Annotated in this window: 16 protein-coding genes; 6 read left to right on the top strand and 10 right to left on the bottom strand. The window is 44.6% G+C overall.

The genetic code is table 11. The features are described from left to right. Positions 1-132 precede the first annotated feature (132 nt). The 3 genes from BTO10_RS10895 to prmB all read right to left on the bottom strand — a co-directional run bounded on the left by BTO10_RS10895 (position 133) and on the right by prmB (position 3,944). On the bottom strand, positions 133-1,590 hold the full coding sequence (locus BTO10_RS10895; protein WP_105024536.1) for a protein adenylyltransferase SelO: 1,458 nt from the start codon (positions 1,588-1,590) through the stop codon (positions 133-135). 513 nt (positions 1,591-2,103) lie between these two features. Beyond that, positions 2,104-2,745 carry a LysE family translocator gene (locus tag BTO10_RS10890; protein ID WP_105024535.1) on the bottom strand — a complete coding sequence of 214 codons (642 nt, stop codon included), beginning with the start codon at positions 2,743-2,745 and terminating at the stop codon, positions 2,104-2,106. Between the two features lie 266 nt (positions 2,746-3,011). After that, complete coding sequence (gene prmB, locus BTO10_RS10885) at positions 3,012-3,944, bottom strand: 50S ribosomal protein L3 N(5)-glutamine methyltransferase (protein WP_105024534.1); 933 nt, start codon at positions 3,942-3,944, stop codon at positions 3,012-3,014. A 62-nt stretch (positions 3,945-4,006) separates the two neighbouring features. Here prmB and smrB point away from each other — a divergent pair, with 62 nt between their 5' ends. After that, positions 4,007-4,537 carry an endonuclease SmrB gene (smrB, locus tag BTO10_RS10880; protein ID WP_061033674.1) on the top strand — a complete coding sequence of 177 codons (531 nt, stop codon included), beginning with the start codon at positions 4,007-4,009 and terminating at the stop codon, positions 4,535-4,537. 102 nt (positions 4,538-4,639) lie between these two features. Here smrB and sixA read toward each other — a convergent pair whose 3' ends face one another. Continuing rightward, the gene (gene sixA, locus BTO10_RS10875; protein ID WP_105024533.1) at positions 4,640-5,104 is read right to left on the bottom strand and encodes a phosphohistidine phosphatase SixA; all 465 of its coding nucleotides are present in this window, start codon (positions 5,102-5,104) and stop codon (positions 4,640-4,642) included. Between the two features lie 305 nt (positions 5,105-5,409). Here sixA and BTO10_RS10870 point away from each other — a divergent pair, with 305 nt between their 5' ends. Further along, a complete protein-coding gene (locus BTO10_RS10870) occupies positions 5,410-8,187 on the top strand; it encodes an insulinase family protein (protein WP_105024532.1) in 2,778 nt (925 codons plus the stop codon). Positions 8,188-8,822: 635 nt separating this feature from the next. Here the strand turns inward: BTO10_RS10870 and fadJ are convergent. Together fadJ and fadI are read right to left on the bottom strand one after the other, a co-directional pair. Then, positions 8,823-11,039: a fatty acid oxidation complex subunit alpha FadJ gene (fadJ, locus tag BTO10_RS10865; RefSeq protein ID WP_181143977.1), complete on the bottom strand. Its 2,217-nt coding sequence runs from the start codon at positions 11,037-11,039 to the stop codon at positions 8,823-8,825. Continuing rightward, on the bottom strand, positions 11,039-12,346 hold the full coding sequence (gene fadI, locus BTO10_RS10860; RefSeq protein ID WP_105024531.1) for an acetyl-CoA C-acyltransferase FadI: 1,308 nt from the start codon (positions 12,344-12,346) through the stop codon (positions 11,039-11,041). The genes fadJ and fadI overlap by 1 nt, the downstream gene beginning before the upstream one ends. Positions 12,347-12,907: 561 nt before the next feature. On the opposite strand from fadI, the gene BTO10_RS10855 reads away from it, so the two are divergent. From BTO10_RS10855 to BTO10_RS10840, 4 genes are all read left to right on the top strand, one after another. Further along, the gene (locus BTO10_RS10855; protein WP_063523592.1) at positions 12,908-13,456 is read left to right on the top strand and encodes a sigma-70 family RNA polymerase sigma factor; all 549 of its coding nucleotides are present in this window, start codon (positions 12,908-12,910) and stop codon (positions 13,454-13,456) included. Further along, positions 13,449-14,177: a DUF3379 domain-containing protein gene (locus BTO10_RS10850; protein ID WP_105024529.1), complete on the top strand. Its 729-nt coding sequence runs from the start codon at positions 13,449-13,451 to the stop codon at positions 14,175-14,177. Before BTO10_RS10855 ends, BTO10_RS10850 begins: the two co-directional genes overlap by 8 nt. Positions 14,178-14,474: 297 nt before the next feature. Continuing rightward, positions 14,475-15,755 (top strand): outer membrane protein transport protein, encoded by a 1,281-nt coding sequence (locus tag BTO10_RS10845; RefSeq protein WP_105024528.1) that lies wholly within the window; start codon positions 14,475-14,477, stop codon positions 15,753-15,755. Between the two features lie 296 nt (positions 15,756-16,051). Continuing rightward, complete coding sequence (locus tag BTO10_RS10840) at positions 16,052-17,353, top strand: outer membrane protein transport protein (protein WP_105024527.1); 1,302 nt, start codon at positions 16,052-16,054, stop codon at positions 17,351-17,353. Positions 17,354-17,441: 88 nt separating this feature from the next. Here the strand turns inward: BTO10_RS10840 and BTO10_RS10835 are convergent, their stop codons facing one another. The 4 genes from BTO10_RS10835 to BTO10_RS10820 form a co-directional block, all read right to left on the bottom strand. Continuing rightward, on the bottom strand, positions 17,442-18,221 hold the full coding sequence (locus tag BTO10_RS10835; RefSeq protein ID WP_105024526.1) for an MlaA family lipoprotein: 780 nt from the start codon (positions 18,219-18,221) through the stop codon (positions 17,442-17,444). 116 nt (positions 18,222-18,337) lie between these two features. Further along, positions 18,338-19,558, bottom strand: a complete 1,221-nt coding sequence (ccmI, locus tag BTO10_RS10830; RefSeq protein WP_105024525.1) for a c-type cytochrome biogenesis protein CcmI — start codon at positions 19,556-19,558, stop codon at positions 18,338-18,340. Then, positions 19,558-20,049: a cytochrome c-type biogenesis protein gene (locus BTO10_RS10825; RefSeq protein WP_105024524.1), complete on the bottom strand. Its 492-nt coding sequence runs from the start codon at positions 20,047-20,049 to the stop codon at positions 19,558-19,560. Before BTO10_RS10825 ends, ccmI begins: the two co-directional genes overlap by 1 nt. Beyond that, a complete protein-coding gene (locus tag BTO10_RS10820) occupies positions 20,046-20,597 on the bottom strand; it encodes a DsbE family thiol:disulfide interchange protein (RefSeq protein ID WP_063523599.1) in 552 nt (183 codons plus the stop codon). The genes BTO10_RS10825 and BTO10_RS10820 overlap by 4 nt, the downstream gene beginning before the upstream one ends. Positions 20,598-20,601 lie beyond the last annotated feature (4 nt).

Genomic DNA, 20,601 nt, shown 5'->3' with positions numbered 1-20,601 from the left:
ACAACTTATTCACATAGTGTATAGGCAGGTCGAGTATTTGATTATTGATATGTTTGTAAAATTAGAAGAACAAACAGATAGAGATCACAACTAAGCGACCGCTATCTGTTGGTATTGCATTGATAAGCCGATTTAAGACGAGCAGCTGATCTCCATACCCTTACCCCATTCCGGTGGTAAGGCTGCTAAATGTTCATAATCAGGGTGCTCTGCATACGGGTCCGCGAGTACCACCATCAGAGCATCAACATCGCTGCTATCACCACGTTCGGCCTTTTCAATCGCAAGTTGAGCCAAATAGTTCCTAAGAATGTATTTAGGATTTACCTGCCTCATCTTTTCGCAGCGCTCTGTAGCAGAACTCTCTTCAAGCTCACAACGTTGCAAGTAGTTATCTACCCATAACTTCGCAGCATCACGGTCGAGGACTAGATCAATAACTTCCTGAGCAGGCACAGTGTCTAGATTCGACAAAGTTCTAAAGAACCTAGGGTAATCCACTTTATTTTGCGACATTAACTCGAACATAGATTCAAACAAGCGGCTATCACCTTCTTGCTTGGAGAGTAAACCGAGCTTTCTACGCATCAACTGACTAAAGTAACCATTCATTTGTGGCTCGTACTGTTCCAGTGCCGCTTCTAAATCGGCCCTTTCCACTAGCGGTGATAACGAGTGTGCCAACGCCGATAAATTCCACATCCCGATTCTTGGTTGTTGATTGAATGCATAGCGCCCTTGGTAGTCGGAGTGATTGCAGATCAAGCGTGGATCATATTCATCGAGGAAGGCAAATGGACCGTAATCGAAAGTTTGTCCAATGATCGACATGTTATCCGTGTTCATCACCCCGTGAGCAAAACCATTTGCTTGCCACAACGCAATCATCTCTGCGGTACGGTCAACAATTTGATTAAACATAGCTGCGTATGGTTTTTCTTCATCTAAGCACTCTGGGAAGTGCCACTCGATGACTTTATCGGCCAACAATTTATGTTCAACCAACTGATTTGTGTAAAACAAGTGCTCAAAGTGACCAAAACGGATGTGTGATTCAGAAGCACGCACCAACAATGCGCCCCACTCTTGTTTCTCTCGGTAGACCGGCGTGTCACTGGTCATCATTGCCAACGCACGAGTCGTTGGAATATTCAGCCCTGCCATTGCTTCACTACATAGATACTCACGCACAGTCGATCGGATAACCGCACGCCCATCCCCCATGCGCGAATATGGTGTTTTACCCGCACCTTTAAGGTGTAAATCGAACGTTTCACCACTTTTAGCGACAACTTGAGCTAACAACAATCCTCTTCCATCGCCCAAATCAGGGTTATAAGCACCAAACTGATGGCCTGCGTATTTCATAGCTAACGGAGAAAATTGCTCTGGTTCCACATTGCCAGACAAGGTGTCTAGCAGTTCTTCTGAAGCACTCTCAAATGATGGAAAGCCAAATTCAGTTGCAAGGTTATGATTCCATGAGAGCCATTGTACATTGCTTAACGGTGTTGGTTGGATTGGGGTATAGAACAGCCGAGGCAGTGCAGTAAATCGATTGTTAAATGAAATAGAATCCCAGACAGACATGAGAGATACACTGTAGATAAAAGATAAATTAAGATTATCACAGTTTAGTAACAACTTCAGATCAGGTTATAAGGATAGATAATTTCGGAGAAGGTTGCTTGCTTAATCGATAAAGAGTAAGGCTTTGCTAAAGGAAAGAAGCGATTTAGAAGAAGTTAAGTGGCTAAGCTGTTGAGAAAAGCCACATTTATTGAAGACAGAGTTCTAACTTTGAAAACTTTTTTACAAGTATGTTCATAATAAAAACTGGAAATATAGAGCCATTAAGCTGACTACATTAGAGCAAGAATACCCACTAGAGAAAGGGTAGAGAAAATCCAAGTGCGGCTGATAACGCCAAAGTTGCTGTGTTGAATCATTTCTTGATGCTGCATATGCCTCTCCTTGAGAACGTGATGGTGTAACTACAATATATCGGCTTTTTGTTAAAAGCAGCAAGCATATTAATGTTAACCTTTTATGACAGCATCAAGAAGTTTCTGTAACTATTCACCCCTTTGATAAAACATAGAGTTAAGCTCGACTTGTCGTTGAAAGCAGCGCTCCAGCTCCAATAAAAACGCCCCCTGTCACACGATTGAAAACCTTGGCACGACCTTTCGCAAACAACCAGTTCGACGACTTAGCACCTAAATACGCGTAGACCAATAACCAAGACAGCTCCATCACAGCAAAGGTTGAGGCAAAGACAGCAAACTGTGGTAATAACGCGAGTGATGGGTCAATAAACTGTGGGAAAAGTGCGGTAAAAAACAGAATCGCTTTAGGATTACTGGCGCCGACAATAAAGCCACTTACATAGTGAGAAAGGATGCTCTCTCTAACAGCTTTAGAATCTGATTCCTGACCCGGTAGCTGGTCATAATCTTGCTGGCTCGAGCGTAGAGACTTCCATCCAAGGAAAATAAGATAAGCAGCACCCGTCCATTTAATGACGTTAAATACCACTTCCGAAGAGGCAATAATTACACCGAGTCCCGTAAACGATAGCGTGAGGATTCCGGTAATCGCCGTTAGGCTACCCATGGCTGTAAATATCGACAATTTGAAGCCCGATTGCACACCTTTGGTCATGCACAATAAAGAACTTGGGCCTGGGGATGCCGTCAAGATCAGCACGGCTAGCAGATAGTAAATCCATGTATCAAAGCTCATCGTGAATTCTCCTTAACTCACTAGAATATATAGTTTTAAGCTCCAATATGAATTAGATGTGCAACTTGATCAACTTCACCCCACGGCTTTCGTTCGCACTGAACGGCACTTCACATTATAAAGTGGCTATACGAGCAGCGTAATATTCTACCCCAAGAAAAAATAGTAAAACCTTTATTCAAAGATAGAAGCAAACCAGGTATGACTCGCCAAAAACAAAAAAGCCGCACTATTCAGTGCGGCTTTTGATTCGGTCATTGTGCTAATTAGTCTTTGTAGATAGAGAACTCATCATCACAAGCAACTAGCTGCTCGCGAGTCATCATGAATACACCGTGACCACCATTAGAGAACTCAATCCAAGTGAATGGAATCTCTGGGTACTGATCCATCATGTGAACCATTGAGTTACCTACTTCACAGATAAGAATACCGTCATCAGTCAGGTAGTCTGGCGCGTTAGCTAAGATACGGCGAACCAGTTTAAGCCCGTCAGAACCAGCAGCTAGGCCAAGTTCTGGCTCATGAGTAAACTCATCAGGCAGGCTGTTCATGTCTTCTTCGTCCACGTATGGCGGGTTAGACACGATCAGGTTGTATTTCTCTTTTGGCAGATCACGGAAAAGATCTGAACGGATCGGGAACACTTGCTGCTCCATGCCGTGATCTTGAACGTTCTGCTCTGCAACTTGCAATGCATCGGTAGAAATATCAATTGCGTCAACTTCTGCTTCCGGGAATGCGTGTGCGCAAGCGATAGCAATACAGCCACTGCCCGTACAAAGATCCATGATGCGAGTCGGCTCTTCAGTTAACCAAGGTTGGAATTGAGCTTCGATAAGCTCACCAATTGGAGAACGAGGTACAAGGACACGCTCATCAACGAAGAACTCAAGGCCACAGAACCAAGCTTTGTTCGTTAGGTAAGCCGTTGGTGTGCGATCATTGATACGCTTGATTACACGCTCAACAATGCGTAGACGCTCGCTGCTCGTTAGGCGAGAGTTCAATACATGTGAAGGAACATCAATCGGCAGATAAAGAGTTGGTAAAATAAGTTGTACCGCCTCATCCCACGCATTATCAGTGCCGTGACCATAAAATAGGCCCGCTGCATTGAAGCGGCTAACAGTCCAACGAATCACATCTTGAAGCGTGTGTAGTTCTGATACCGCTTCTTCTACAAAAATCTTATCCAAAATTGTCTCCGAAAAGCGCTACAATACTGCTAATTACGTTTCAAATTAGAATTCATAACCTGATGAGCAAAAAAGACACCGATTTCGATGACGATTTCGCCCTGTTCAGCGATGCAGTAAAGGGCGTTAAAAAGTTGCAACAGGATACCATAATCCAGCAGCCAAAAAGAAATGCCAAACAAAAAGAAATTACTCGAACGGCAAGACAAGCCAGTGACAGCGAGTTTTATTTCTCAGATGAGTTCATTCCGCACCTTAGCGAAGAGGGTCCAACACGCTATGCGCGTGACGATGTCTCCAAGTATGAAGTGAAACGACTTCGTCGTGGTGTCTATGTACCAGACGTCTATCTAGACATGCATGGCATGACTCAACAAGAAGCCAAACGCGAGCTGGGCGCCATGATCGCACATTGTGTCAAAGAAGGTGTCGCGTGTGCCTGTGTTCAGCACGGCATCGGTAAGCACATCTTAAAAGAGAAAGTGCCTTTGTGGTTGGCTCAACATCCAGATGTAATGGCTTTTCACCAAGCGCCTCTTGAGTTTGGCGGCAATGGTGCACTGTTGGTGTTGCTCTCTATTCCAGAGAAATAGAACGAGTCGTGATCACTTCACACCAAATAACAAAGGGCACCTCAATTACTGAGGTGCCCTTTTCTATTCTGGCTGTCGCTCTATGTTCTATCAAACCCTAAGTTATGGGTTGATGTTCCACAGCAGCTCGCCTTTTTGTGTCTCAAGGTCGAATTCAATACAGGCTAAACCTGATGTTGGGAACATCGGTGGCGCCATACCGGTTGCGAATTCAGCAGTTAAGTAGCCCACTAGAGGTAAATGAGAAACAAATAAAATGGTCTCTAGTTTTTCTACTTCAGCCATTGCCACGGTCAAATCAAACACATCATCAGACATTCCATAAGGCGTGATGTCATCACAGGTTTCCACTTTCTTTCCAGAAAACGCCTGAGAGATCTCTAACCACGTTTCTTGTGCCCTCAAGTATGGGCTCACTAGTACTTTATCAAACTGGCTGATGCCCTGCTCGTTTGCAACTTGAGCCACCGCAAGAGACGCCATTTTACCGCGCTTAGTTAACGCTCGTTCTGCGTCCGAGTTAGCAAAATGTTCTGCTTCACCGTGGCGCATTATGAATATTTTCATGTTCAGTCCTGTCTACGTAACATTTCGAAAGTCGATATATCCCATATCAGCGATACGCTACTTAGCGTTTGGCCCTCAATCCAGAGGAAGCCGCAGTCTATATAAATAATTATATCAAGTCACTTGCTAAAGAGTTCGACTTTCTTAACAATCTTGTTAAAAGAAAATAAATCACTGATAAAAATCGACAAAATGATTCAGAAGTCGCCAAAAAAGCACTTCATATCCCAAAATATGATCACAAGGTTTGCACGCCGAACCATCGGGTACATAATTTAAAAACCACCTTCTTCGGAGATGCTCCAGTGCATTTAAGCCCCAATGATGAACATCAATACCGTTACCTCACCTTACATAACGGATTGCGAGTACTTTTGGTTCAAGACCATAGCGCTCAAAAAGCTGCAGCTGCACTCGCCGTTAATGTCGGGCACTTTGATGATCCTGCTGACCGAGAAGGTTTAGCGCATTACCTAGAGCATATGCTATTTCTAGGAACTGAAAAGTATCCAAAGGTCGGAGAGTTCCAAAGTTTTATCAGCCAGCATGGTGGCAGCAATAATGCCTGGACCGGAACAGAGCACACCTGCTTCTTCTTTGACGTTGAATTGAATGCTTTTGAGGCCGCTCTCGATCGCTTTAGCCAATTCTTTACAGCCCCTCTATTTAACGAAGAAGCACTAGATAAAGAACGCCAAGCCGTTGATTCTGAATACAAGATGAAACTCAACGACGATGCGCGACGCCTTTACCAAGTTACCAAAGAACTGGTTAATCACAACCACCCATTCTCGAAGTTTTCTGTCGGTAATATCGATACGTTAGGTGACAGACATGGCGTCACCATTCGCGAAGAGATTCTCACATTCCACCAGCAGCAGTACTCTGCAGACCTAATGACCCTGACGCTGTCTGGCAATCAACCATTAGATGATATGCAAAGCTGGGTTGAGGAGCGCTTTAGCTCCATCCCCAATCACAACCTTCAAGGCAAAAAGGTTGAGGTGCCAATTGTTGGCGAATTGAGTACTGGAGTTCAGGTACATGTAGAACCGATTAAGGATGTCCGCAAACTTACCTTAACCTTCCCTATGCCGAGCATGGATGAACACTACGGTGTCAAACCGCTGTCATTCTTCGCACACCTATTAGGTTACGAAGGTGAAGGCAGTTTGATGATGCAGCTCAAAGAGAAAGGCTGGATCACATCCCTCTCTGCCGGCGGTGGCGCTAGCGGCAGTAACTATCGTGATTTCACGGTGAGTTGCTCACTAACTATCGAAGGCTTAACCAAAACAGACCACATCATCCAAGCGGCGTTCCAATATATCAAGTTGATTGAACAACAAGGGATTGAAGAATGGCGTTACCTTGAAAAACGTGCCGTTTTAGAATCCGCTTTCCGTTTTCAAGAGCCAGCAAGACCGCTCGATGTCGTCAGCCATTTAGTTATCAACATGCAGCACTATCAAGAGCAAGATGTGGTGTATGGCGACTATAAAATGTCGCATTTCGACGAAGATCTACAACGTTCACTGCTTGCTTACTTAACCGTCGACAATATGCGTGCGACCATTATTGCCAAAGGTTTTGAATATGACAGAGAAGCAAAATGGTACTTTACGCCCTACTCGGTGACTCCTTTTGCGGCTGAGCAAATTCAATGCTTTACCTGCATTAACCCCAGTTGGCAGTTCGAGCTACCCGGTAAAAACTCTTTTATTTGCTATGACTTAGACCCAGCAGAACTTGAAGGTGACGCTGAGCACCCGCAGCTATTACAAGAGCTCGATGGTTTTAAGCTATGGCACCTACAGGATCACCAGTTCAGAGTTCCAAAGGGTGTGGTGTATATCGCCATTGATAGTCCACACTCGGTAGCCAGCCCAAGAAATATCGTAAAAACACGCTTATGTGTCGAGATGTTCTTAGATTCGCTGGAAAAAGAGACCTATCAAGCCGAAATAGCAGGCATGGGTTACAACATGTATACCCATCAAGGTGGCGTCACACTGACACTCTCTGGATTCAGCGAAAAGCAGCCACAATTGCTCAATATGATCCTAGAGCGCTTTCAGGCACGCGACTTTAGTCCAACACGCTTCGACACCATTAAGCATCAACTGCTTAGAAACTGGAATAATGCGTCGCAAGACCGCCCCATTTCGCAACTGTTTAACGCAATGACGGGGATTTTACAGCCCAACAACCCACCTTATGCGGTACTCATTGAAGCACTCGAGACGATTGAAGTCGATGAACTCTCGTCATTTGTTCAATCAATTTTGGCTGAGCTTCATGTTGAGATGTTTGTGTATGGTGATTGGCGACAAGCAGACGCACACAAGATGGCTGAAACCCTCAAGGATGCACTGCGAGTTCAAGATCAAGCTTATGAAGAATCGCTACGTCCACTGATCATGCTGGGTGAAAACGGTAGCTTCCAGCGTGAAGTAGTCTGCAATCAAGATGATTCAGCGATCGTGGTTTATTATCAATGCCCTGATATTTCGCCAAAGAATATTGCGCTGTATTCGTTAGCCAACCATTTGATGTCTGCGACATTCTTCCATGAAATACGCACCAAGCAGCAACTGGGCTACATGGTTGGTACCGGCAATATGCCGCTCAATCGACATCCCGGCATAGTGCTTTATGTACAATCGCCGAATGCTGCTCCTGCTGATTTACTAGTCTCAATCGATGAGTTTCTCAACGCCTTTTACATGGTGTTGCTGGAGCTGAACGACTACCAATGGCACAGCAGTAAACGAGGCCTTTGGAATCAAATATCAACACCAGATACGACATTGCGAGGACGTGCTCAGCGCTTATGGGTTGCGATAGGTAATAAGGACTTGGAGTTCAATCAGAGAGAACGAGTACTAGAAGAGCTCAAAGGGCTCACTCGCTCAGATATGATGCGTTTTGTGGTTAGTCAGCTTAAGCCACGTACTGCTAATCGACTGATTATGCACGCACATGGTAACGCTCACAGCGAGGAAGATAAACTATCCGCTGGTGTGGAAATAGGCTCTATTGATGAGTTTCAATTGCGCCCGAAAGATACTGAGCTTGGCTAATTAATAGGCTAACAATTCAAAAGGTTGATGTGAAAGCATCAACCTTTTTTATTGGATGAAGCACAAAATCAGATCTCCTATTACGCTCCTCCGTCGCTTTAGGAGATGACGTTAGTTTTGATTGAGATGCGTTTGACTACCTGTCTTATCAACGCCATAGCTTACTTTTTATCTCTCTATCGTCATTCTCGAAAAAGAGGAACCACTGAATTGAGAACCACCCACACCAACCAGCACTACCAGACAAAACACATCCCTCCCCTTCATTCCCGAGAAGGAGGAACGACTGATTCGGGAATCTCCCATACCTACCAACACTACCAACACTACCAGACAGAACACATCACTCCCCCATCGTTCCCGAGAGGGAGGAACGACTGAGTCGGGAGTCTCCCATACCAATCAGCTCTTCCAGACAGAGCGCATCACTCCCCTATCACTCTCGAGAAGGAAGAACGACTGAGTAGAGAATCTCCCATCCCGATCAGCTCTTACAGACAGACCCCACCTCCCCCCCGTCATTCCCGAGAAGGAGGAACGACTGAGTCAGGAATCTCATATATTCCAAACTGCCCAGAAACAAAAAGCCCGCATCAACTGCTTGATACGGGCTCAATATTTAGCTGACTAGAGAATTACTTGTAGAAAGATTCATCCAGACCAGCTCGTGTCAGTAGGCCATCACATGGTGCGAAGCGATCGCCATACTTAACAGCAAAGTCGTTCATCATCTCAACCAGTGACTTAATACCAATTTGGTCCATGTAACGGAACGGACCGCCCAGGAATGGAGGGAAACCAATACCGAAGATAGCACCAATATCGCCATCACGAGGGCTGCGGATAATGCCTTCATCTAGACAACGAACCGCTTCATTCAGCATAGGCAACACACAACGCATTGCGATGTCGTTATCACTTAGTTTCGGCTCAGGTTGCAGCTTAAGGAGCTTGTAAACAGACTTATCGACTTCCTTCTTCTTACCCTTGTAAGTGTAGAAACCTTTACCGCTCTTACGGCCTTTACGGTTGTCATTCAGAAGAATGTCGAACACATCAGGGCCTTGGAAACGGTCGCCTAACTCATTGACTAGAATCGGTATGATCTTAGCACCGATATCCACACCTACCTCATCTAGCAAGGTAATTGGGCCAACCGGGAAGCCAAAATCTAGCAGTGCACTATCCAGTTTTTCAATCGGCTCATTCGCTAGTAGCAGATGTGCCGCTTCATTCATGTACGGAGCCAGAATACGGTTCACATAGAAACCTGCCGTGTCTTTAACAACAATCGGCGTTTTGCCTTGCTTCTTCGCCAATGCTACTACCGTCGAGATAGTCTCTTCTGACGTTGTTTCATGAGGGATAACCTCAACTAGCGGCATTTTCTCTGCAGGACTGAAGTAGTGAAGGCCTACCACGTTTTCAGGGCGCTGCGCCTTCTCTGCAATCTTATGGATTGGCAGTGATGAAGTATTCGTCGCGAAGATAGTCTCTGGCTTCGCATTTTGTTCAATGTCTGCAACCATTGACTGCTTAAGGTCAAGATCTTCAAACACCGCTTCGATCACTACATCTGTGTGGTTAAAGCTCGTAAAGTCGATACCACCAGAAAGCTGAAGCATCTTACTTTCAAGGCCTGCACGGCTCAGAATACGACGCTTACGCTGCTTATCGAATAACTTGTAGTTGTAGTTAAGTGCGTTTAAGACACCATCATTTGATACGTCTTTAACACGAACCGGTACTTTTGCTTTCGCTACACTTACATGGCTAATACCTGCGCCCATAAGACCACCGCCTAACACGCCAACACGCTTAACCGCTTTTGGCTCTGCATCTGCACCGTGTTCCTTCTTCATTTCAGTCGTAGCAAAGAAGATAGAACGAAGCGCTTTTGACTCAGAAGTCATTACTAGCTCAGAGAAACGCTTCGCTTCATACTGAAGACCTTTTTCAAAGCCATTCTCTAGGCCATAACGAATCACATCCAGAATCGCGTCAGCTGCTGGGTAGTTACCACGAGTTTTCTGATTGGTCTTCTTCGCAGCTTGTTCAAAAATCACTTTACGACCAAGGCCGTTGCGAGAGATAAGTTTCTCTTTCGTCGAAGCTTGGCTCTTAGAAGCAAGGCGCTTACCTTTTTTGCTACCCGTATTCTTTTCAACGTAGCTTTTCGCTACTTCAAGCAAAATCGTATCTGGGACACAAACATCTACAACACCAAGCGATTTCGCTTTCTTAGCACGCAGCTGCTTACCAGTAAGAATCAGGTCGAGTGACGGTAGCAAACCAATTAAACGAGGCAGACGTTGCGTACCACCAGAACCTGGTAGTAAACCTAGCTGAACTTCAGGCAGACCAAGGCGAGTCTTATCTGAATCGGTACACACACGGTAGTCACACGCTAATGCGAGCTCTAAACCACCACCAAGACATGGACCATGAATTGCAGCAACAACTGGGTAAGGAAGATCAGACAATGCTTGGAACATCTCCTGACCTTGGCGTGCTAGAGATTGTGCTTCATCAGCGGTTTTACACGCATCCAGCATTCGAACGTCTGCACCCGCGATAAAGTTATCTGGCTTAAGAGAGTGAACAATTAGGCCTTTAACGCGGCTTTGTTTTTCTTTTAGCTGTTCAAAGATCGCTTTCATCTCTTCAGCAAAAGCCGCTTGTAGCGTGTTCATTTTCTCACCTGGTACATCAATCGCTAGCCAAGCAATGTCTTGGTCGTCGATGTTAAGAGAGAATGCGGTCGCTTTCTTTTTCGGTGCTTCAGTCACTGGAGTTGACTCCGCGTTAGTGACTACTTCTTTTTCTGTTGTTGCATCAAGAGTCGTAGACATTATTCTACCTCCAAGATCATTGCTGCACCTAAACCACCAGCTGCACACGCTGTATTCAGTGCCAAGCCGCCACCGCGACGTTTTAATTCACGTAATGTTTGAGTCATCATGCGCGCGCCAGTTGCTGCAAACGGGTGACCGTAAGCAATTGAACTACCCAGCACGTTGAACTTATCCATATCAATCTCACCGATCGCTTTATCACGGCCAAGATTCTTCTGTGCGAACTCATCACTAGCAAACATCTTCACATTCGCTAGAACTTGAGCTGCAAAGGCTTCATGCATCTCGATAAGCGTAAGGTCCGATAGTTCTAAGCCAGTGTTTTTCAATACTTGCGAGGTCGCGTAAGTCGGGCCCATTAGCATATCCGTTTCAACACCAATCGCTGAGAACGCATAGCCACGAATATAACCCAGCACTTCTAAGCCTAGTTCTTTAGCTTTGCCTTCGCGCATCAACATCACAGCTGCACCGCCATCAGTCAGCGGAGTTGCATTCGCAGCAGTCACACTGCCGTATTTTCTATCGAACGCAGGACGAAGCTTGGCGTAACCTTCAACCGTAGAGTCATGACGAATGTTGTTATCTTCCGCTAGGTACTTTTTGTACGGTGCCGGAAATGCCGTCATTACTTCATCTTTAATCTTGCCGTCTTTCCATGCTTGAGAAGCCAAAGAGTGAGAACGGTGAGCAAGTGCATCTTGAGCTTCACGAGTAATACCGTGTGTCTTTGCCATCTGCTCAGCGGTTTGGCCCATCGATAAACCAGTCGAGTATTCAGCAACTGCAGGCGGCACTGGCATCAAGTCTTTCACTGAAAGTGTTTTGAGGATTTTCAGTTTTTGGCCCATGGTTTTCGTTTTGCTCAGCGCTAGCAAGTTAGCGGCAAGCTTTTTAGAAACGCCAATCGGCAATACAGAAGAAGAGTCTGCACCACCAGCAATGCCGACATCAATCGTGCCAGCCATAATGCTTTCGGTCACATTAACTGCAGCTTGGAAGCTGGTCGCACATGCTCGAGTCACACTGTAGGCATCAGTATTGATATCCATGCCTGTGCCCAACACGATTTCACGCGCGATGTTCGGTGCTTCTGGCATTTGCACGACTTGGCCGAACACAACTTGTTCGATAAGCGCAGGATCGACATCAGTTCTTGCAAGCATTTCGCTCACAACCATTTTGCCTAAGTCGACCGCAGGCACTTGACTAAATTCGGTGCTCTGGCGAGCGAATGGGGTTCGTAATCCAGCGACAATGGCAACACGTTCTCCAGAACGCGTTTTGACTTCCTGTTTGCCCATGGTTTCTCCTTAAAGTTAAGAGGTCTGACCTGAAGCATTGTAAAGAAGTTGTTAATTAAATCAAACGAGCGTTTAAATAAACGTGATACGAGTATCTCACTGTCTGAAAATATAACTGCAAATTCAGGCGAACCTTTTGGGGTGAAGGGTTGTCCTAAGATACTAAACTATTGTAAGTAAAGACTGTTATAGCGATGTAGGAGATTGGTTTTCTTGAGGCAAAAAAAACCACACAATACTGTGTGGTCGGAATGTGTATAAAGCAATTAACTTAACGCCAATTGAAATAATCAGTTTCCTGATTAGGAGAAAGTAAAGTCAGCCTTCAAAAGGAAGTGCCGTCTTGCTCAACATGCTAGTCATCAATGACTAACTAGACGACAAGGTGTACTATAACTTTTTCAGGGTCTCAGATTTTGAAGTAGATCAATTTTAATGTGATTTTACGAATTCCTGCCTCTCGTTCGCTCTAAAGACGAAACAGATTATAAAACGAAGCACAACGAATAGAGCACAACTATACGCAGAGCAATTATGGAGGCTCGAGTGTCAATAATAAAAATGTTTGGAAAGAAAAAAGCCAAACGTCCGGTCAACTCTGATATGGACAAACAAAGAAAATATGAAGCACTCGTACGTGCCTATCACCGTGACCTCTTTCGCTACGCCTATTGGTTATGCAAAGACAAAAGCATTGCCGAAGATTTAGTGCAAGAAACTTGCCTCCGCGCATGGAAATCACTCGATAACCTAAAAGATGAAAAAGCCGCGAAGTCTTGGCTGATTACTATCTTGCGCCGCGAGAATGCTCGACGTTTTGAACGCAAACAGTTTGATCTGGTTGATATCGACGATCATGGTAATGATGCTAGTGTCAGTGATGACCCGCACCATCAACACCAATGGTTGCAAGTCCAGATCATGAAACTTGAAATTGATTACCGTGAACCTCTCTTCTTACAAGTGATTGGTGGTTTTAGTGGTGACGAGATCGCGGATATTCTCGATCTCAACAAAAACACGGTGATGACACGTTTATTCAGAGCTCGAAACCAATTGAAAGAGATGCTGGATACAGAAGAAGCAGAGAGGGGGCAACATAATGGATGATTTAGAATTTCGTCGTCGTGTATTGTCGGAACCTAAACAGCGCACACAAGATATTGTTGATGCAGCCGCGAGCAATGAAACTAACAGTCACTTTTTAGATGACGTACTATCGCTTGATAAACAGATCCACTCTGCAATGAATGTAGACGTGCCAGACGATCTTGCTGATCGCATACTGTTCAATCAAACCTCAAGCGAAGAGAGCAAAGTCGTAAGGCCTACTTTTGCGAGACGTGCGATGGCAATGGCTGCTTCTGTAGCGTTTGTTGCTGGTCTCTTGGTTGGCCAGGTAAACTGGGGGAATGCGTTAGTATCTCCAGCACAAGCAAGCTTGGCTGATACGGCGATGCAGCATGTTATCGATGAAAAAAGCTTTGTCAGCACCATTGATGAACAAGTTACATCACAGCAAATCAATGCAAAAATGAACCCATTTGCTTTTGAGTTTGATGAAACTTTCCCATACCACGTCTATTACCTAAACCATTGTGGTTTTGGGAAGTCTACCGCAGTGCACATGGTATTCCAGGGTGAAAAAGGCAAAGTTACGCTATTTCTGACTAGCATCCCGTCTGACAAACCGGTCGACTTTGATGAAAAAGGAATGTCAGGTTCGGTAACACCAATTGATAACAGCAGTTTGATACTCGTCGGTGAAAATGGCGAGGATGTTTCTAAAATCTCAGAAAAGCTGACGAAAATGATCAAACCGATGAGCTAATCAACTCTCAAAGCCTCTCAATTAAAGGCCCAGCAATTATATCCTTGATATTGCTGGGCTTTATTTATAAATAAAGCACCAATCCATTCACAAAAAAAATAACTCTAGAGTTAAAACTCTAAAAAACAGCATTTAGCACCATTTTCGTGCCAGATAGGCGTCATTTCCATAATTTTCCACTCAAATTTTCCAATGGTCGGATTTGTATATCGTATACTTGCGAATAGGATCAGCCACCATTGAGCAATTGCTCAAATTAATCGCCCTATAGAGGCGGAAATATAAAGGAATAAATGAATGACTACCAACAACACGCGTCTGTTTAAAAAGTCTCTTTTAGCAGTAACAATTACACTGGCGTCTTCGCAAGCGATGGCAGCAGGTTTCCAACTCAACTCACAATCAGCAACTGGTCTTGGCCGTGCTTTCGCTGGTGATGCAGTAATCGCAGATAACGCATCAGTGATGGCTCGTAACTCAGCAGCAATGGCTTTGTTCGATTCATCTCAATTTTCTGCTGGTATAAACTATATCAAGACAGATATCGATGTGAAAAATGTAAAAGCAGGCGGTTCAATGCCTGTCGATAGCGCGAACAATAGCAGTGGTACTCCAGTTCCAAATATCTACTATATCCACAGACTAAACGACCAGTGGGCTTTTGGTGCTGGTATTTACTCAAACTTTGGCACAACTAATAACTTTGATAGTAGCTTTGGATCAAGCAGCATTTTAGGCGGTGCACACACTGGTGTATCTGCATATGGCGGAACTACTGAAATCAAGAGTATCAACTACGCACTATCAGCTTCCTACCGTTTCAGTGAACAGTTCTCTGTTGGTGCTGGTATCGATATTGTTCAAGGTAGTGGTAAGCTTGAACGTAATTTAACACAAACGAATCCTTCAACAGGTAAAACTAGCACATCGAATCTAGCATCAATCGACGCGGATGGTGTTGGAGTTGGTTGGAACATTGGTGCAGTATATGAACTTGACTCAGCAAACCGCTTTGGCTTTTCTTACCATTACAGCCCAGAAATCGAAGCTGATGGGGATATGACCCTCACTGATCCAACTACAGGTAGAGCACTTCCGCTAGATACCCTATATTTGTCGCTTCCAAGTATGGCCGAGTTTTCTGGTTACCACGAGATCCAAGATACACAATTTGCGGTGCACTACTCTGTGCAATGGATTGGTTGGAGCGTATTTGATACTCTAGACGCTGATTCTGTTGCGGGTAAACAGCAAATAGGTAACTACCAGTGGCAAGACGGTTGGCATTACGCAATCGGTGGTACTTACTTCCTAAACGACGCTTGGACTCTGCGCGCGGGTTACATGTACGACACTGCGGCTCAAGATAAAGTAACTTCAATTTCTGTTCCTGATTCTGACCGTCAGTGGTTCTCTGCAGGTTTCACTTACGCATTCCAACAGCAGCATACTGTTGACTTCGGCTTTACTTATCTACTAGGTGAAGATGTTGATGTGACTGAAGGTAATGGTGCACTAACAGCAACTACTCACGCAGATGCGATTCTAGCGGGTATTCAATACAGCTACAGCTTCTAATATAAGCTGAGTTATAAATCTCAAAGGGTCGCTTTATGCGACCCTTTTTTGTTATCTAAGCCAATGGCCAACACCAATTTAAGCTTACAGCTGTAGCCTACACAGGTCATATCTAGCTACAAGTGTACGCTCAAATTCGATCACACACTCGAAACATTCAGACTATTAAGCTAATAATCAGTCATATTTTATCATTTAATCGCTAAAACACTGTTTTACTCGAATTTCATTTTTAAAGTAATAACTCTAAAAGTAGAATCGTGACACTAAATACTTATAATTCAGCGAACATAATAATGAAAATGAATAAAACTCTTCTATCTACTGCTGTGGCAGTTGGACTACTTTCAACTTCTACGGTGACTCAAGCAGCGGGCTTTCAACTAGCAGAATACTCAGCAACAGGCCTGGGCCGAGCTTACGCTGGTGAAGCAGCAATGGCTGACGGTGCAGACGCACAATGGCGTAACCCTGCAATGCTAACTTACCTAGAAGGCACTCAAGTTTCAGTTGGTGCTATCTATGTAGATCCAAACATTGACATTGACGGCACCTCTACAACACCTCGTGGTACAACGAGCTCAAACTCTAGTGACTTCGCCCACAGTGCAGTAATTCCAAACTTTTATGTTTCTCATAAGTACAACGACAAATTCGCGTTAGGTTTTGCGGCTGGCACGAACTACGGCATGGAAACTGACCTAGGTACAGACTTCGGTGGCGCAAACCACGGCAACGAAGCAAGCGTTAAAACCATGGAGCTAAACCTTAACGCCGCTTACCAAGTACTTGAAAGCGTATCTATTGGCGGTGGCTTCCGTTACATCATGGCTGAAGGTAGCTTTGGTGCGGTATCGACTGCAAACTCTCTAGCTCCTCTTCCTCAAGGTACAGCTTTAAAATACATGGAAGGCGATGACGCAGCGTGGGGCTGGCAAGTTGGTACAGCTTGGCAGATCAATGAAAGCAACCGCCTGGGGTTTACCTACAAATCTGAGGTAGATCTAACATTGGAAGGTCACGCAGAAGGTCTTGCTTTTAATTACGTAGCAAATAAAATTGGTGGACCAGTTAAATCTAAGTACAACGGGTCTATGGCGTTAGCTCTTCCTGCTACAGCAGAATTGGCTAGTTTTCATCAGTTAACAGACAAGGTAGCAGTACACGCGAGCGTTAACTGGACTAACTGGAGCAGCTTCAAAGAGCTAGTTGCAGACATCCCTGAATTCGGCCCAGCTAGAACTCAAGATATCAAAGAAGAAAACTGGGAAGACAACTACCGCTTCGCTATTGGTACCACATACCAAATATCACCTAAGCTGGCACTACGTTCTGGTATCGCCTACGATACTTCAGCAGTAAGTGATGAGCACCGTACCGCGACGATTCCAGAAACTGACCGTACTTGGTTAAGTATTGGTGCAGGTTACCAATGGTCTGAACAACTAACATTAGACGCTGGTTTTACTTACATTCTAGCTAAAGATGCAAAAATGGTTGAAGCGGACACAGCTTCTGCACCATTTGGTGGTAACTTCGAAGGTGAAGTGACAGGCAGCATCTGGCTAGTTGGTGTACAAGCTAACTACCGCTTCTAATCAACTGTTCTAAAAGTAGAAAGCATTAAAAAGCTCGATGTTGTTTTAACATCGAGCTTTTCTATTATCGGTTTCCTAAATCGCGTATCTAGTAATCTTCTAGATAACCATCGAAGAAATCTTCTTCTTCAAGATCCACATCTTCTGGTTCAATCTCAGCTTTAAAGTCACGGCGTTGGATATAGACATCACGCATTAATGCATATGGGTCAGGGGAGTCATCCAGAAGAGCTTCTTGCGAAACTAACTGAGCACGTGTTTCCATTCCTTCGAAGGCCCACTTGCCTAGGCCAGCCCAAACGTTCAACAAAGACAGAGGCACATAAAGGCTGTCCACCTGACTGGTCACTTCACGAGCCGTGACAGAGCCATAGCCTGGTACGACAAAGTATGGCCCATTCCCTACCCCATAATGACCAATTGCATCAGAGAAAGATTTATCATCATATTTGGTGATCCCGGCTTCGCTAGCAATGTCAATCAAACCTAACAAACCAAACGTCGAGTTAATCCAAAAACGATTAAAATGGTCAACTGCTTTTCTGCCATTACCCATAAGTAAGTTATTCACCATACTGGCTGGTTCGTCTAAATTGGCGAGAAAATTGGAGATTCCTGTGCGAATGGGGGCAGGTGTGTAATCAACATAAGCGACAGACACCGGCCGAACCAAATAAGGATCTAAGTAGTCATAATTGACCGTCCACATCGCTCGGTTGAAACCTTCAAAAGGATCATTCGGGTGGGACTCTTCGACGTATTCAGAGGTTTCAAGGTTATTATTGCTTTCATCTGGCGCACTAGAGCAGCCCACCGTAAGGCTTGCGATAAAGAGTAAACTCGAGAGTCTTAAAACACTGACAGACATATCACCTTTCCATAAGGAATAATAAAAAGGCCAGCAATCGCTAGCCTCAATTGTTGGCGTAAGTCTATACCGTTTATATAAAAATCGGAATAGCTACCCCCTATGCAAAATGCCAATTAATATTGCTTGTTGATGTTAATTGTTACTGGCGTACCCAATTCAACCACTTTACTTTCGCCATACCAATCACCACCTCGGGTTGAGACATTACCATCAGAATCAAGCCTCGCTCTCACCATCAAAGTATCAAGACTAGACAATTTTTGACCTTGGATCATGCTATTACCGTCATCAAGTACAACTGTACGAGGGAATGAACCCAGCGGATAACGTGCCGCAGCAATGGGCATACGTGAGCCATCCGCTCGGTGCACAGAGACAACGAGCACTGAATTAGGGTCCGCATCCACCTCCGCGGATAGTTTAAGTGTTACTGCCACACTTTTGCCTTGGTCAACACCCATCACGTCGCCCATTTTCTTCTGAGCGCTTTCGATGCTGCGAGAAAGCATTTCATAACGGCTGTCTTGTGGACCAATCATTTGTTGCATGATGCTCCAGTACTTAACCGCACCCGGGTAATCTTGACGCTCAAATGCATCGAATGCGAGTAGCGAGAACACACGAAGATCAACGTAATCGTTTTGAACCAAACGACTTAGAAGCAAGCGAGCTTGGTTTTGCTCTGCCTCATCTGGAGATAACATCAGTGCTTGCGCAAAGCCAAGTTGAACGTCTTCGTCCTTTGGTTCTAGCTTATAAGCACGCTCCATCGCATCAATCGCGGTCTGTGCATCACGGTTAGCTAGTGCAATACGACCGAGTAGCAACCAACCCGTTGAGTCTTTTGGTTGGTAATGTAAGCGGGTACGTAGTGCTAGTGTCAAATCTTCCAGTTCATCATCAGTTAGCGTACCACCTTCTGATGACATTAGCTTTTTAGACAGCTCAGGAAGGTTGCTAGTGACTTCTTGCCAGTGTTGCACTTTGTCTAGCGCACCAAATTTAAAGTACATCCCGTAGGCAACTGCAACAACCAAGATAATTGACGGAACAACCACGCCGAGTGTTGAGATATGAGTCTTTTTAATTTCTTGTTTAACAGGGACATCGTCAAGCAGAGATTGTTTCAAATCAGCGATCAGCTCCTGTTGGTTATCAACAAGACCTTCTTCTGCTTCGACTTCTAACTCATCAAGACGGTCTTTGTAGAATGCTTTGTTCAATTCATCGCGAAGCACATCATCGTTGTTTGCCTTTTTATTAATAAAAGGCAGAACAATCATCAAGATTGCTGCTAGCGAAAGAATAATGGTCGAAACCCAAAATAGAGTCATTACTGTTTATCTCCGTCGTTCTCTTCATCGAGTAACGCTTTTAAACGTGCTTCTTTGTCTGCATCCCAGTCTTTATCTGACTCTGTTGCCGCTTGTGATTTTGACTTTCTGCTTCGTACAATGATCAAGCCAAATCCAAACACAACCACTGCAAATGGACCGATCCATAGGATCGACGTCGCAAGTGTTAGTGGCGGATTGTAAGTCACGAAGTTACCGTAACGGGCAATCATGTAATCAATGATGTCTTGCTTCGACTTACCTTCTTTTGTCATCTCGTACACTTTTTGGCGCAAGTCGACCGCTAATTCAGCATTCGAGTCACCAATTGTGTTGTTCTGACATTTAGGACAACGCAGCGTGTTGCTCAGCTCTTTAAACTGCTGTTCTTGGTCAACGTTATCGAATTCATGAAATTCGATAGGCGCTGCAGACACAGTCGCTGAAATCGCCAACGTAGCAAATAAAGTAATCAGAGCCTTCTTAATCATTTCGCTTCCTCCAACAACTCGTTATACATCGGCTCAAGCGTCGATGCCCAGTTCGTTGGGTTCACATCCCCCACATGGCGATAACGAACAACGCCATTGGCGTCGATTAGGAAAGTCTCCGGAGCACCATAAACGCCAAGATCTAGGCCTAACATGCCGTTACCATCGAATAGGCTTATCAGATATGGGTTCCCCAACTCTTTTAACCACCCTACAGCCTTATTACGTTCGTCTTTATAGTTTAAACCAATAATCTTAACGCCCTTGTCAGCAAGCTGATTTAAGTAAGAATGCTCTGCATAACAAGTGGGACACCAAGTTGCCCAAACATTTAGTAACAGCGGTTCGCCTTTAAAGATAGCTTGGTCATGAAGCTTGCCTGGTTGCTCTAAGTCTTCTAAATCAAATTTGGGTACAGGCTTACCAATTAACACTGATTCAAGTTTAGTCGGGTCATCACCCGACTGGTTGCGCATCAATTGTGTTGCAAATATTCCAGCTAGAACCATGAATGCAATTAATGGAATGAATAAAATCTTTTTGCTCATTCGA

Source organism: Vibrio chagasii (genome assembly GCF_002954585.1).
Taxonomy (GTDB): domain Bacteria; phylum Pseudomonadota; class Gammaproteobacteria; order Enterobacterales; family Vibrionaceae; genus Vibrio; species Vibrio chagasii_A.
This window is presented reverse-complemented; position numbering and strand designations above follow the sequence as displayed.

Excerpts from the sequence above, each read along its gene's own strand:
- BTO10_RS10895 (WP_105024536.1), bottom strand. The coding sequence starts at position 1,590 with ATGTCTGTCTGGGATTCTATTTCATTTAACAATCGATTTACTGCACTG.
- ccmI (WP_105024525.1), bottom strand. The coding sequence starts at position 19,558 with ATGACTCTATTTTGGGTTTCGACCATTATTCTTTCGCTAGCAGCAATC.
- fadI (WP_105024531.1), bottom strand. The coding sequence starts at position 12,346 with ATGGGCAAACAGGAAGTCAAAACGCGTTCTGGAGAACGTGTTGCCATT.
- BTO10_RS10835 (WP_105024526.1), bottom strand. The coding sequence starts at position 18,221 with ATGTCTGTCAGTGTTTTAAGACTCTCGAGTTTACTCTTTATCGCAAGC.
- BTO10_RS10845 (WP_105024528.1), top strand. The coding sequence starts at position 14,475 with ATGACTACCAACAACACGCGTCTGTTTAAAAAGTCTCTTTTAGCAGTA.
- smrB (WP_061033674.1), top strand. The coding sequence starts at position 4,007 with ATGAGCAAAAAAGACACCGATTTCGATGACGATTTCGCCCTGTTCAGC.
- BTO10_RS10890 (WP_105024535.1), bottom strand. The coding sequence starts at position 2,745 with ATGAGCTTTGATACATGGATTTACTATCTGCTAGCCGTGCTGATCTTG.
- BTO10_RS10820 (WP_063523599.1), bottom strand. The coding sequence starts at position 20,597 with ATGAGCAAAAAGATTTTATTCATTCCATTAATTGCATTCATGGTTCTA.
- BTO10_RS10850 (WP_105024529.1), top strand. The coding sequence starts at position 13,449 with ATGGATGATTTAGAATTTCGTCGTCGTGTATTGTCGGAACCTAAACAG.
- sixA (WP_105024533.1), bottom strand. The coding sequence starts at position 5,104 with ATGAAAATATTCATAATGCGCCACGGTGAAGCAGAACATTTTGCTAAC.
- BTO10_RS10825 (WP_105024524.1), bottom strand. The coding sequence starts at position 20,049 with ATGATTAAGAAGGCTCTGATTACTTTATTTGCTACGTTGGCGATTTCA.
- BTO10_RS10855 (WP_063523592.1), top strand. The coding sequence starts at position 12,908 with ATGTTTGGAAAGAAAAAAGCCAAACGTCCGGTCAACTCTGATATGGAC.
- fadJ (WP_181143977.1), bottom strand. The coding sequence starts at position 11,039 with ATGTCTACGACTCTTGATGCAACAACAGAAAAAGAAGTAGTCACTAAC.
- BTO10_RS10840 (WP_105024527.1), top strand. The coding sequence starts at position 16,052 with ATGAAAATGAATAAAACTCTTCTATCTACTGCTGTGGCAGTTGGACTA.